9 protein-coding genes are annotated in these 12,664 nt (G+C 41.8%); 6 read left to right on the top strand and 3 right to left on the bottom strand.

What is annotated here, in order from left to right; genetic code table 11:
- Positions 1-18 precede the first annotated feature (18 nt).
- Together LH29_RS00825 and LH29_RS00820 are read left to right on the top strand one after the other, a co-directional pair.
- Entirely contained in the window at positions 19-1,599 is a 1,581-nt protein-coding gene (locus LH29_RS00825; RefSeq protein WP_045025685.1) for a glycoside hydrolase family 32 protein, read from the top strand.
- Positions 1,600-1,937: 338 nt separating this feature from the next.
- Entirely contained in the window at positions 1,938-4,106 is a 2,169-nt protein-coding gene (locus LH29_RS00820) for a TonB-dependent receptor (protein ID WP_045025684.1), read from the top strand.
- A gap of 27 nt (positions 4,107-4,133) precedes the next feature.
- Here LH29_RS00820 and LH29_RS00815 read toward each other — a convergent pair whose 3' ends face one another.
- The 3 genes from LH29_RS00815 to LH29_RS00805 all read right to left on the bottom strand — a co-directional run bounded on the left by LH29_RS00815 (position 4,134) and on the right by LH29_RS00805 (position 7,061).
- Complete coding sequence (locus LH29_RS00815) at positions 4,134-4,328, bottom strand: cysteine-rich CWC family protein (RefSeq protein ID WP_045025683.1); 195 nt, start codon at positions 4,326-4,328, stop codon at positions 4,134-4,136.
- Positions 4,329-4,521: 193 nt separating this feature from the next.
- Entirely contained in the window at positions 4,522-5,355 is an 834-nt protein-coding gene (locus LH29_RS00810) for an alpha/beta hydrolase (protein WP_045028379.1), read from the bottom strand.
- A gap of 89 nt (positions 5,356-5,444) precedes the next feature.
- Positions 5,445-7,061: a glycoside hydrolase family 43 protein gene (locus LH29_RS00805; protein ID WP_082063364.1), complete on the bottom strand. Its 1,617-nt coding sequence runs from the start codon at positions 7,059-7,061 to the stop codon at positions 5,445-5,447.
- A gap of 508 nt (positions 7,062-7,569) precedes the next feature.
- Here LH29_RS00805 and LH29_RS00800 point away from each other — a divergent pair.
- The 4 genes from LH29_RS00800 (at position 7,570) to LH29_RS00785 (ending at position 12,659) form a co-directional block, all read left to right on the top strand.
- Positions 7,570-8,145, top strand: coding sequence for a hypothetical protein (locus LH29_RS00800; RefSeq protein WP_045025681.1), 576 nt, complete (start codon positions 7,570-7,572; stop codon positions 8,143-8,145).
- Positions 8,146-8,298: 153 nt separating this feature from the next.
- Positions 8,299-9,666, top strand: coding sequence for a glycoside hydrolase family 27 protein (locus LH29_RS00795; RefSeq protein ID WP_082063363.1), 1,368 nt, complete (start codon positions 8,299-8,301; stop codon positions 9,664-9,666).
- A gap of 12 nt (positions 9,667-9,678) precedes the next feature.
- Entirely contained in the window at positions 9,679-12,054 is a 2,376-nt protein-coding gene (locus LH29_RS00790) for a glycoside hydrolase family 127 protein (RefSeq protein WP_157493517.1), read from the top strand.
- 194 nt (positions 12,055-12,248) lie between these two features.
- Complete coding sequence (locus LH29_RS00785) at positions 12,249-12,659, top strand: DoxX family protein (RefSeq protein WP_045028374.1); 411 nt, start codon at positions 12,249-12,251, stop codon at positions 12,657-12,659.
- Positions 12,660-12,664 lie beyond the last annotated feature (5 nt).

Genomic DNA, 12,664 nt, shown 5'->3' with positions numbered 1-12,664 from the left:
CCATTTAAACGAATAGAGATGAACCATAAGTATTTCAATTTTCTGGCTGCAATTTTACTGTTGTATGCGGTGGCCTGTTCTTCCGGTCCTACTAAAACAACAGAAGCCGAAGAAACGACAAAACCATACACCGAAAAATACCGTCCGCAATTCCATTTTTCGCCGGATTCGGCATGGATGAACGACCCAAATGGAATGGTCTATTACGAAGGAGAATATCACCTGTTCTATCAATATTATCCTGATAGTACAGTTTGGGGCCCTATGCATTGGGGACATGCAATTAGTACCGATTTGGTGCATTGGCAACACATGCCCATTGCTCTATATCCCGACAGTTTGGGGTATATTTTCTCCGGTAGCGCAGTGGTTGACTGGAACAATACCTCTGGATTTGGTTCGGCTGAAAATCCGCCGTTAATAGCAATTTTCACCTATCATAATCCTGAAATTGCAAAGGCCGGTGGTGTTGATGTGGAATCGCAGGCCATTGCTTACAGTTTGGATAAAGGGCGAAGCTGGACAAAATATGAGGGAAATCCGGTGATTCCAAATGATGGGAACCGCGATTTTAGGGATCCGAATGTGATTTGGAATGAAGAAATTCAAAAGTGGAACCTTGTACTTTCTGCACACGACCACGTTCAGATTTATACTTCCGATGATTTAAAAAACTGGAAACACGAAAGCGATTTTGGTATTGATGCCGGAACACACGATGGGGTTTGGGAGTGCCCCGATTTATTCCCGCTGCAGGTTGAAGGAACCGACGAAACAAAATGGGTGTTGATCGTGAATATCAACCCCGGCGGGCCAAATGGTGGCTCGGGAACCCAATACTTTTTAGGTGATTTTGATGGACATGAATTTTCTGCCGACTCAAAAGATACCAATTGGGTAGATTGGGGGCGCGATAATTACGCCGGTGTTACCTGGTCGGATGTGCCAAAAGAAGACGGTCGTCGGATTTTCCTGGGCTGGATGAGTAACTGGGCGTATGCACAGCTTGTACCAACAGAGAAATGGCGCAGTGCAATGACTTTACCCCGCACGCTTTCGCTGATTAAAAAGAAGGAGCAATACGTTTTAAAGTCGAGCCCGGTAAAAGAGGCTGAGCTGATCACAGCTAATTCAGCAACAGTGAATAGTGATGAAGCGCTGAAAATTTCGGGAGTTAAGGAGCTGGATATAGAAGGTTTGACTTTGAATCAGAGTCGCTTGTCGCTGGAGTTTGAAATGGGAGAAACACTTCCCGAATCATTTGGGATTCTGCTGGAAAATGAATTGGGCGAAAATGTCACACTCAGCTATTCTGCATCGGCAGAGCAGTTTCAGTTTGATAGAACCCAATCAGGAGACATGAGCTTTTCTGATCAGTTTTCCGGAATATCGGTGGCTCCATACAAAATTGGATCAACCGTAAAACTTGAAATTTTTGTGGACGCCGCATCTGCCGAAATTTTTGTAGATGGCGGAGATCTGGTAATGACAGAGATCTTTTTTAATTCTCAACCTTTCAGCAAACTGAAAGTTTTTGCCGAAGGGCAGTCACTTACTTTGGTGAACGCGAAGTGTACAGGAATAAATAGCATTTGGTAAAGTTGTCAAAAAAAGGAAACGTGTAGCGTTGAAATCCAGATATTTAAATTCTATAAATGGAATTGTTTAAATCGTTAAAGTAATTTCTCCAATTTAGTTCCATCTAAAAACCAAATTTTAAGAGAGGAAGAATCAGAAGTTATCTGGTTCTTCCTTTTTTTGGTAGCATTCTAAACAACATCATGAAGCCTTTTCCAGGAATTATTGTGAAGTTTTTCCCTTGAGCTATGAGATAATAATCGCTGAAACTGCGATCATAAATTATAAAATGAAATCTTTGTAGGATTGTAATAACCATTTCGACTTACTTTTATGGATAAGTTAGGTAAGCAACGTATATGAAAAATATTTTCTTAGTCATTTCAATTCTATTCGCCTTTAATTCTCTGGCTCAGAATTCGGTCACCTTTACCGTTAAAGATGAGAACGATGAAATTTTAACCGGGGCAAATATTGTTATTGAAGGAACAACAACCGGAACGGTTTCACACGAAAACGGGATTGCAGTATTTAATGATTTAGCCGATGGTAAAACCGTGTTTGTAATATCCTTTATCGGATATGAAAAGAGCAAAGTAGTCCTGGTTTTTCCTCAGGATAATAAGAAATCAATCACTGTTGAACTGGAAGAAGGAGAGGAACTGGAAGAGGTTATTGTGGCTGCCACCCGATCGTCGAGAACAATCGAAGATATTCCTACGCGTGTTGAAGCCATAACCGGCGAAGAATTAGGCGAACAAGCTGCCATGAACTCCAGCAATATCGGAATGCTTTTAAAGGAAACCACCGGGGTACAAATGCAGCAAACATCGCTGAGTTCGGGAAATATGAGTATCCGGATTCAGGGTCTGGACGGCCGATACACGCAAATATTAAAAGACGGATTTCCTTTATATGGCGGGTTTGCAGGCGGCTTATCCATTATGCAGATTCCTCCGCTCGATTTAAAACAGGTGGAATTGATAAAAGGAAGTAATTCAACGCTTTATGGTGGTGGTGCAATTGCCGGGCTGGTGAATCTTGTTTCCATTACTCCAGAAGATAAACCGGAGCTAAGCCTCATGTTGAATCAAACCAGCGCTTTGGGATCGACAGCTAATTTTTTCTATGCGCAAAAATTTAGTAAAACAGGAATTACCATTTATGGATCGGCAGATAAGCAGGTTCCATACGACCCGGATGATGATGGATTTTCAAACCTGCCAAAATCGACCACCTATAACCTGAATCCAAAGTTTTATTTCTACCCCAATTCAAATACCGAAGTATTGTTTGGAATCAGCTCGGCTTTCGATACACGGACCGGTGGTGATATGGAAGTGATAAAACACAATGTAACTCAGGAACATGTTTTTTCTGACAAAAATACATCGGAGCGGTATTCTACACAGTTTAAAATTCAGAATACAAACGATGTGCGAAGTATAGCTGTAAAAAACAGTGTGAGTTATTTTAGCAGAGAGTTGAACATCCCGGATTATCAGTTTGCCGGGAAACAGTTATCCGGCTTCTCAGAAATAAATTACAGCCTTTACAAAAATGAAAAGTCTGACTGGCAATTGGGTGCAAATCATTATTTCGAGCAGTTTAAAGAAACGAACGTTGATGCCAGTGAAAAAAGGGATTATACCCACAATACGCTTGGTGTTTTTGCGCAGAACACAACAGATTTTGGACCGAAGTTTACGTTTGAAGGCGGATTGAGAACGGATTACAATTTTGATTACGGTACGTTTGTACTTCCGAGAATTGCTTTGCTTTTTAAAGCCACCGAGAAATTTTCTTCACGAATTGGCGGTGCAATGGGGTATAAACTGCCATCGATTTTTACCGAAGATGCCGAAAAACTGTATTTCCGCAATATTCAACCTATTTCAAGTGGTGAAATGAATCCCGAAAAGTCGGTAGGTGGGAACTTTGATTTGAATTATAAAACGGTGTTTTTCGATGCAGTTACCTTTTCTATTAATCAACTTTTTTACATCACACAACTTAAAGATGCACTTGTTTTAAGAGAAAACCAGCCCGATAACACCTACTTTTTTGAAAATGCCGACGGCAATATTTTAAGCTCAGGATTTGAAACCAATGGCAAACTTTCGTATGCCGATTTCAAGCTGTATTTTAATTATGCCTTTATCAATACCAAACTTCAATACGATAATATAAACAACCAGAAACCGCTTACACCAAAGCACAATGTCGGGTTGGCGCTAATGTACGAAACGGAGGAAAAATGGTCGGTAGGATACGAGTTGTATTATACAGGTACTCAGTTTGACGAACAATACAACTCAAAACCTGATTACTGGATGATGGGATTTATGGTAATGCGGCATTTTAAGCGACTGTCGGCATTTATCAATTTTGAGAATTTTACCGATGTAATTCAGACCAATTATGAGCCGCTGGTTTTGCCACCGTACAATTCGCCAACTTTCCCTGATATCTGGGCGCCATCTGATGGTTTTGTATTTAATGGCGGGATAAGAATAAATCTTCTGTAGGATTTAGATTAATTGAGTATAGAATCCCTAAATAATCGTTCTTTTTAATTCCTCAATACAATCGGGGCACAGGCAACCATCGAAACAGGCCATAACGTAATCGCGCACATTTTCCGGAATTTCTACCCGGTTGCACCAGCAGTGGTAGGTTCCGGTGCAGGTATGTAAACTGTCGCATCGGGCACATGCATGTGGTTCATATTTTGGATTGTGCTCCATCATTGTCCTGATTTTAGGAGTACAAAAATGAATATTTCTTAGAAGATTACAATTTGAGTTTTAAAAATAGATGAAACAATGTTTTTCGAACGCTATTTTTTTGCATTTGATACCCGATAAAACAAAAGACAAAACCGAGGTGATCTAATTATAAATCAGTGAGGTTCGTAAATTTTAATTAGCGATAAATTCTAAACTACTTCGCCTTTTCAAAAAAGTGGTGAAAGAATACACTTTGAAAAGCAATAGCGTTTTTCCAGTAATCCCAGGTATGTCCGCCGGGCCGTGTGGTAAAATCGTGTGGAATATTTCGCTCAAGCAGCTTTTCGTGCAAGTCGCAGTTAACGCCGTAAAAGAAGTCGCCTACGCCACAATCAATTGATATTTCAAGCGATCCGGGCGTTAGCTTGTAAACAAGATTGATGACGCTGTTTTCTTCCCAGTTGTCTTTGTTTTCAGCGTAAGTACCCAGCCTTTTCGAAAGATCCCAGTTATCGGGGAACGGGCGAATATCAACTCCGCCACTCAAGCTACCTGCTGCGCCATAAATATCCTGGTTTCTGAAAGCAAGATACAAAGCACCGTGTCCACCCATACTTAATCCGGTAATGGCACGTCCTTCGCGCGAATCAATTGTGCTAAACGAGTCGTCTACCCAATCAACCAATTCATGCGATACGTAGGTTTCGTATTTTATGTTTTTGTCAATCGGGCTATCAAAATACCAGCTCGAAAAAGCACCATCAGGACAAACGATAATAAACTGATACAGATCGGCATAGTTTTTAATTTCAGGTACTTTGGTTATCCAACCGGTTTGGTTATCGCTATAACCGTGAAGCAGGTACAAAACCGGGTATGATTTATCATCAGAATAACCTTCCGGAGTAACTACAACTACTTCTATGTCTTTATCCATCGATTGGCTATGCGTTGTTAAGTGCTGAACCCTGGCAGCTTTTGTTTGCAGTGCCAGTCCGGTAACCACAATCAGTAAGATGATTGCTTTAAGTAAAAGTGTTCTTTTCATGAGTTCAATTTTTTTTGCTGGCGTTAAAAATAGCGACAAATAATTTATGATAGGCAATGTTTACAATTTTGTATAGGAGTAGCTTTCAATTAATTCTTCAGGTATTCAAACCAGTCGAAATCGGCGTAGGCTTTTGAAGCTTTTCCATTTCCGGTGGCATATAAACCAACATAAATACCGGTAAAGAAGCCAACTGTTTCGGTTGCCAGAAATTTGGCATCGGCGGTTTCAACGGGGGTAAATTCGTCGTTACCCTGTGCAAACGAAAAGGTAAAAGTGGTTTTATCGCCGCTGACCCGCAGTTTTACCGGACCCGGTTCTAGCGTATATTCTTTCGAGGTGTAAATGGTTTGTCCAAACTGCAATTTTACGGTCAGAATTCGGGCGTTTCCTTTTTTGCTAATCATTATATCGAAGTGCGAACCGTTGTTAAGCAAAATCAACCCGGCCTCCTCATTTTCATTTTTCGGATCGAACTCAAGTTGAGTGGTTGCCGTGAAATAATGGTGTTTTAGCCGGCGTCCCACAAAGGTTGATGTATGATTGGTACTGATTGTCTCGGCAGCTCCTTTTAAGCGCAGGAAACCTTTTCTTTCGGTAAGTGAAAAGTTACTTTCTACCGGTGCCTGAACATAGTTCCAGTCTAGGCCCAAGTTGTTGTTATCAAACTCAATTTTAGCCGGAGACTCGGCAACCGGTTTTAATGGCAGGGTGGGGCAGGTCATTTCAACGTCAACTGTTCCGTTTCCGTTTACCACCGGCCAGCCGTTTTTGGGCCAGGTAGCAGGTGCCAGACAGGTTTCGCGACCTAAAATGTGGTGCGTTTTATCCGAAATATTGCGGTAGCCATGGAAAACGATCCACCACGAATTGTCGTGCGCCTGGATAATATCAGCATGGCCAATTCCCTGAATAGGTTTCCCCTGGCCGGCGGCGTTACATTGTGTTAAAATTGGGTTGGCCGGATTGTCGGTGTAGGGGCCCCAAATGCTGTTACTGCGGGCAATGGTTTCGGAGTGTGCTTCCTCGGTTCCGCCTTCGGCAGCCATCAGGTAATACCACCCATCTTTTTTGTAAATATGTGGTCCCTCGGCATACCTGCCTCCGGTTCCGTTCCAAACTTTTTTGCCTTCCGATAATTTTCCGGTTTTTAAGTCTACTTCATACAAAATAAAAGGCGAACTGATGATGTAGGCTTTTCCATCTTCATCCCAAAACAGATCGGGATCAATACCCGGAACATCTACCCAAATTGGATCGGACCACGGACCTGCCGGATTGGTTGCGCTTACAAAAAAGTTTCCTCCGCCGCTAATGTTGGTAGTGATCATATAAAATGTTCCGTTGTGGTAACGCAGCGTTGCAGCAAAAATGTTCAGCCCGTTTGGAATTTGTTCTTTCCGGTGGATACAATGACCGATTTGTTCCCAGTTTACAAGGTCTTTACTATGAAAAACCGGTACTCCCGGGAAGTATTCAAAAGTACTTGTGATGAGGTAATAATCGTCGCCAACACGGCAAACACTCGGATCGGAATAGAAACCCGGAAGAATTGGATTATTGTAGGTTACTGTTGCATTTGGCTCAGGTGCTTTTGCAAACGGATTTGGTGCGACTTGCGCAAACAGGTTCATGCTCAGGCAAAGTGCGAGTAGCAGAACAAAACTTTTTAATGCTGTGGTTGAGCGTGATTCATATTTATTCATGGTTATAATTCATTTTAGTTGGTTGTAAATTCTTGTTAGATCAATAAGCCTAATCTATAAAAATTAAGCTTATTGTGCGAAGCTAATTCATATTGTATTAAGTACAAAATAATTCTGCTCTTCTTGCGGATGACAACTATCTGATGCCTGACAGACATGTATATTCATAAGACGGTATTCCTTTGCCAAAAGATTAAACTCGAAAATTATAAGATATTGTTTTTCTTATATCCGATGAACTTTGGCTGGATTAAAATAGCCTTTCGCAGAAATATGATCCTTTTATTCTTGGGAAAATGTAGTGGACTCATCAATTTTATGTTACTGCTCCGAAGGATTTGCCGAACTCATGTTTTCATTTGTTGCGGATAAAAAGGTAAAAGCAGAAGTGGTATCATCAATCCATCGCGGGAACAATATTACCTTTATTCATTAGAAAAATACCTGTATTTATCAAGTGCTTCTGCAATTTTCCCGGAGATTTAAGCGATAATAAAATTGTATTTCGATGGAGAGTAATGAGAAGAACAACAGCCGCAGAAATTTTATCAAAAAAACATGTCTGGCGGGATCCTGTTTTTGTGGTTTTCTGGCTATATCAAATGACGGGCGTGCCGAAGTACAACCCGATTCCGGAAGATTACTCATGCAGGAGTGGATTTCAACCCTCTTAAAGAGTATCGACGATAACACCGAAGCTTCGCAACAAATTTTGAAAAATTGTGCACAGGTGCATTTTCGGCATCTGAAAATGGAAAAAGTGCTGAAACCTTATAAAGGTAATATCGAAAAATTTATTTCATTTTTGGAAAAGGAGTGGCTTTGGAAGATTGAATATGATAAAAGTACGGGTGTATTATTAGCCAACGAAAACAAGGATTTTTGTGTTTGCCCAATGGTAAACCGGGAAAAAGGAGTGGACTCATCAATTTTATGTTACTGCTCCGAAGGATTTGCCGAACTCATGTTTTCATTTGTTGCGGATAAAAAGGTAAAAGCAGAAGTGGTATCATCAATCCATCGCGGGAATAATAATAGCTCAATTTATAAGAATAATACCTGTATTTATAAAGTGCTTATGTAATTTTCACTGAAATTTACACGAGAACGAATATGTGCAAGTTATTTACCGATTTGTCTACATATTACTAAGAAATGTCCTCTCCAAAAATTGGAGTTTGTTTTACTTTTGTTAGAGGTACGAAATGTTTGAGTTGTCAATAAAACTAATCAAAATATGAAGATATTAAAGCTACTATCCGTCGCAATAATTTTTGCATTATTTGCATGTAACGATCAAAAACAAGCGGAGCCGTTTGCCAAAGGCGAGTTTAAAACCTGGGCCGAAACACCACCAATGGGCTGGAACAGTTGGGACTGTTACGGACCAACCGTTGAGGAACATGAGGTAAAAGCCAATGCCGACTACATGGCCGAAAATATGAAAGATTACGGCTGGGAGTATATTGTGGTTGATATTCGTTGGTTTGTTGAGAATGACAAAGCCGGTGGTTACAACCAAGCCGATCCGCGCTATGTAATCGATGAATACGGCCGTTACCAACCTGCCGTAAATCGTTTCCCGTCGGCTGCCGATGGCAAGGGTTTTAAAGAGCTGGCTGAATATGTGCACGGCAAAGGATTAAAATTTGGTATCCACATTATGCGCGGTATCCCGAAAGTTGCGGTTGAAAACAAATTACCGATTTTAGGAACCGACGGAATTACTGCTGATCAGATTTATTCAACTGAATTGCAGTGCCCCTGGTTACGGGATAATTACACCATTGTTGCCGATCAACCCGGAGCACAGGAGTATTACAACTCAATTATGAATATGTATGCCGGATGGGGAGTCGATTTTATCAAGATCGACGACTTGTCGCGTCCCTACCACCAGGGAGAAATTGAACTGATCCGAAACGCCATCGACAACTGTGGCCGGCCGATCGTTTTAAGTACATCGCCCGGTGCAACACCCATTACAGCTGCCGACCATGTAAAAGAACATGCCAACATGTGGCGTATGGTTGATGATGTTTGGGACACCTGGCATCATTTCGATAACCTGATAAAAGTATGTGAACAATGGTATCCGCAAATTGCTCCCGGTACCTGGCCCGATTGTGATATGATTCCACTGGGACGTATTTCAATTCGCGGAGAACGTGGCGAAGATCGTATGACACGTTTGACTTCGGATGAGCAATATTCGTTAATGACTTTATTTACAATTTTTAAATCGCCACTCATGTTTGGCGGCGATCTGCCAAGTAACGATGAATTCACCCTGTCGTTGTTGACCAACGAAGACGTGCTGAAAATGCACCGCGAAAGCACCGGTGTAAAACAACTTTTTCAGGACGAAAGTATGGTAGCCATAACATCAAAAAATCCAAATACCGGAGAAATCTACCTGGCACTTTTCAATATCTCGGATGGCGAAGAACCGTTGATCGTAGGTGTTGAACTTTCAAAACTGGGTATTGATGGCGAATGCTCTGCATTCAATATGTGGTCGGGTGAAGAACTTGGTAAATTTTCCGGCTCTATTGACCAAAGCCTTTCGGCGCACCAAAGTGTCTTGTTAAAACTAAAACCGTAATTTATTATTAAAATGAAGTATACAACATTATTCATATTCTTATTTTTTGCCCTGAACTCCTGCGATAAAACAGTAGACAACTCGCCTGTTGAGTATTTTAATCTCAGCGATGTAAAGCTCCTCGACAGCGAGTTTAAGAACGCACAGAAACAAGATATTGTCTATTTGATGGCGCTTGATCCCGATCGTTTGCTGGCTCCTTTTCTGCGCGAATCCGGGTTGGAACCCAAAGTCGAAAGTTATCCTAATTGGGAAAATACCGGGCTCGACGGGCATATTGGTGGGCACTACCTTACAGCGCTTTCGCTGATGTACGCATCAACCGGAGATGCTGAAATGAAGGAAAGACTCGACTACATGATTTCGGAATTAAAACGCTGTCAGGATGCCAACGGAAACGGTTATGTTGGTGGTGTTCCCGGTGGACAAACGGCATGGGATGAGATAAAGAGTGGTGAAATTCGTGCCGGAGGTTTCAGCCTGAATGGGAAATGGGTACCGCTGTATAACATTCATAAAACCTATGCGGGATTGCGCGACGCATGGATTTATGCTGGAAACGAAACCGCTAAAACCATGCTGATCGACATGACCGACTGGATGCTGGATTTGGTATCAGGGTTAAACAATGAGCAGATACAAACCATGCTCGAAAGCGAACATGGCGGATTAAATGAAACTTTTGCCGATGTAGCCGAAATTACCGGCAACGACAAGTACCTCGATCTGGCTAAAAAGTTCTCACATCATGAAATTCTCGATCCTTTAATCGAACATCACGATGAGTTGACTGGAAAACATGCCAATACACAAATACCAAAAGTGATCGGTTATCAGCGAATTGCCGAGTTGGATGGTGATTCTGTCTGGTCGGATGCATCACTGTTCTTTTGGAATACAGTGGTAAACGGGCGCAGCATAGCCATTGGCGGAAACAGCGTTCGCGAACACTTTCATCCAAAAGATGATTTCTCCGAAATGATTTCATCGGTTGAAGGTCCGGAAACGTGCAATTCGTACAACATGCTGAAGCTGACCAAAATGTTGTACCCTACTTTTGGCAACAACAGCAAGTTTATCGACTATTACGAAAAAACACTTTACAATCATATTTTAGCCTCGATTAATCCCGACAACGGCGGACTGGTGTATTTTACGCCTATGCGCCCCAACCACTACCGCGTGTATTCGCAACCTGAAACCAGCTTTTGGTGTTGTGTGGGTTCCGGTATCGAAAACCCGGGAAAATACGGCGAGATGATTTATGCACATACCGATCAGTCGTTGTACGTAAACTTATTCATTCCATCGGTGCTCAACTGGGAAGACAAAAACACAGAAGTGGTTATGGAAACCCAATTCCCGGATGAGGATAAAGTTTATCTGACCATCAATCCGAACGAAAAAACCGAATTCGAATTGCATTTGCGTTATCCGTCGTGGGTTGAAAACGGGGCTCTGAACGTACTGGTGAACGGTAAAGAAGCAAAATTTCAGGTGTCGGAAAATGGTTATGCGGTGGTTAAGCGGGAATGGGAAAAAGGCGATAAAGTGGAGCTGGTTTTACCCATGAAAATTACGACAGAACAGTTGGAAGACGGCAGTAATAACTATGCTTTTAACTACGGACCAATTGTGCTGGCTGCTAAAACAGGCACCGAAGATTTGAAAGGATTATACGCCGATGCAAGTCGCATGGGACACGTTGCACATGGCAAAATGATTCCGCTAAAAGACCGGCCCGTAATTGTGGCTTCGGCTGATAATTTACCGTCGATGCTGGAAAAAGAAAGCGGAAATCAGCTGGCATTTCAACTAAAGGGTTTATACCCGGAACAATACCAGGACGGATTGGAGTTGTTGCCGTTTTACCGGATACACGAGTCGCGCTACAACATCTACTGGTCGCAGGCAAGCAAAGAAGAGCTGAACGATATGATTCGCGAAGTTGAGCAAGAAGAGCAAGCCCGAATTGCCCTCGAAGAAATTACCGTCGACAAGGTGGGATGTGGAGAGCAGCAGCCCGAATCGGATCACTTTGTGAAATTTGAAGGTTCAAGAACCGGATATGCAAATGATTATCACTACCGTGAAACACGACGGTTTTTTAGCTACAATCTGAAAAATCCGGATAAAACAGGTCGCTTTTTATACCTGAAATATTTTGACTCGCAATATCCGCGTTCGGCAGAAATTCTTGTAAATAACAAATCTGCAGGTACTATAGAACTGAATGGAGGAGACGAAGATACGATTCTTGAAAAAGTAATCCCGATACCTGATAGCGAACTTACAAAACAAGAGTTGATATTTAAAGTGCAGGCTTCGGATCAGTCTAGTATACGGCTTATCGAAGTACGATTGCTCACGAAGAATGAAATTCCGTAATTTATTCTTGTGTAAATCGTTGAGCCAATAAAATGGATGTTTGACTTTCATAAATCGATTAAGATAAGTTGATTTATATCAAGTTAAAAAGCCTGTTAACCATGTGGTTATCGGGCTTTTTATCTATAATTTCGAGAATTGCTGCCAACAATTTTAAAAGATGGCTGTTTGGTGTAAAACAAAATTTAGAAGTTATGAAGAAGTTATTTCAAACAAAATTGAACAATACCAGTGTTCACTTATCGCTGTTGCTGTTGCGTTTGGCAACAGGAGGTTTTATGCTTACTCACGGCTATCCAAAGCTGCAGCGTCTGTTATCGGGCGAAATGCAATTTGGCGATCCGCTTGGTTTAGGGCCTGAAGTATCACTGGTACTGGCTGTGTTTGCCGAGTTTTTCTGTTCCATTCTTATTGTGCTTGGTTTAGGAACCCGCCTGGCTGTAATTCCATCAATCGTAACCATGGCCGTAGCTGCTTTTATTGTTCATGGTGCCGATCCGTTTGGCCGCAAAGAAATGGCTTTGCTTTACCTGGTTGGCTATGTTGTGTTGCTGCTAACGGGTAGTGGAAAAATTTCGGTCGACCGGTTGATTGCTAAAAAGTAGTAGCC

This window comes from Draconibacterium sediminis (assembly GCF_000949475.1).
Taxonomy (GTDB): Bacteria; Bacteroidota; Bacteroidia; order Bacteroidales; family Prolixibacteraceae; genus Draconibacterium; species Draconibacterium sediminis.
Note: the sequence above shows the minus strand (reverse complement) of the source record. Positions and strands in the feature narration are given on the sequence as shown.

Excerpts from the sequence above, each read along its gene's own strand:
- LH29_RS00825 (WP_045025685.1), top strand. The coding sequence starts at position 19 with ATGAACCATAAGTATTTCAATTTTCTGGCTGCAATTTTACTGTTGTAT.
- LH29_RS00820 (WP_045025684.1), top strand. The coding sequence starts at position 1,938 with ATGAAAAATATTTTCTTAGTCATTTCAATTCTATTCGCCTTTAATTCT.
- LH29_RS00815 (WP_045025683.1), bottom strand. The coding sequence starts at position 4,328 with ATGATGGAGCACAATCCAAAATATGAACCACATGCATGTGCCCGATGC.
- LH29_RS00810 (WP_045028379.1), bottom strand. The coding sequence starts at position 5,355 with ATGAAAAGAACACTTTTACTTAAAGCAATCATCTTACTGATTGTGGTT.
- LH29_RS00805 (WP_082063364.1), bottom strand. The coding sequence starts at position 7,061 with ATGAATAAATATGAATCACGCTCAACCACAGCATTAAAAAGTTTTGTT.
- LH29_RS00800 (WP_045025681.1), top strand. The coding sequence starts at position 7,570 with ATGGAGAGTAATGAGAAGAACAACAGCCGCAGAAATTTTATCAAAAAA.
- LH29_RS00795 (WP_082063363.1), top strand. The coding sequence starts at position 8,299 with ATGAAGATATTAAAGCTACTATCCGTCGCAATAATTTTTGCATTATTT.
- LH29_RS00790 (WP_157493517.1), top strand. The coding sequence starts at position 9,679 with ATGAAGTATACAACATTATTCATATTCTTATTTTTTGCCCTGAACTCC.
- LH29_RS00785 (WP_045028374.1), top strand. The coding sequence starts at position 12,249 with ATGAAGAAGTTATTTCAAACAAAATTGAACAATACCAGTGTTCACTTA.